The 850-nt window shown below is 78.8% G+C and carries 2 protein-coding genes; both read left to right on the top strand.

Translation table 11 applies throughout. The annotated features are described in order from the left end of the window. On the top strand, positions 1-424 hold a 424-nt coding region (locus NJ376_RS28490; RefSeq protein ID WP_252956720.1), incomplete at its 5' end, for a tetratricopeptide repeat protein. Beyond that, positions 421-850 (top strand): ATP-binding protein (locus tag NJ376_RS28485; RefSeq protein ID WP_370288780.1); only part of this gene is annotated, 430 nt, incomplete at its 3' end. The genes NJ376_RS28490 and NJ376_RS28485, both read left to right, overlap by 4 nt.

Here is an 850-nt window from a genome sequence, read left to right as displayed (position 1 = left end):
CCGCCCCGCCCCGCCCCCGATCGCCGCTGCCGCCCCGCGGCCGCCGGAGCGCGCCCTGGCGGAGGGCCAGGCGGCCCTTTCCCGCCGCGACTACGCCACCGCCGAGGCCGCGGCGCGCGAGGTGCTGGCCAACCGCAGCAGCCCCCGCGCCACCGACGCCCAGCTCCTGCTCGGCGATGCGCTGGCGGGGAAGCGCGATTTCGGCAATGCGGCGCTCGCCTATAACGACGCCTATACCCGCGCCCGTACCGGCCCCCGTGCGCCGGATGCGCTGATCGGCCTGGCCAATTCCCTGCAGGGCCTCGGCAACCGGCGGGAGGCCTGCGACACGCTGGACGAGCTGCGCAGCAATTTCCCCAACCTCACCGGCGCCCGGGCGGAGCGCGTGGCGGAAGCCCGGCGCCGGGCCGGCTGCCGGGGGTGAGCGCCGCCCCGGTCAGTGCCGGGGAATTCGCCGCGCTGATGGCGCCGCTCGGCCCCTTCGGCCCGGCGCCGCGCCTGGCCGCCGGGGTCTCCGGCGGGCCGCATAGTTTGGCTCTCGCCCTGCTGGCGCAGGGCTGGGCCCGCGACCGGGGGGGCGACCTGCTGGCCCTCGTCGTCGACCACGGCCTGCGCCCGGAAAGCGGGGCGGAGGCCGAGGGGGTGCTGGCCACCCTGGCCGCGCAGGGCATTGCCGGCCGGCTGCTCCGCCTCGGCCTCGCTCCCGGCCCCGGCATGCAGGCGCGCGCGCGGGAGGCTCGCCTCGCCGCCCTGCTCGCCGCCTGCCACGAAGCGGGGCGACCCTGGCTGCTGCTCGGCCATCACCGGGCCGACCAGGCGGAGACGCTGCTCTTCCGCGCCCTGCGCGGCA

It is taken from the genome of Siccirubricoccus soli (assembly GCF_024178315.1).
Lineage (GTDB): Bacteria > Pseudomonadota > Alphaproteobacteria > Acetobacterales > Acetobacteraceae > Siccirubricoccus > Siccirubricoccus soli.
The sequence above is the reverse complement of the archived record's forward strand: the minus strand, read 5'-3'. Positions and strand labels throughout refer to the sequence as shown.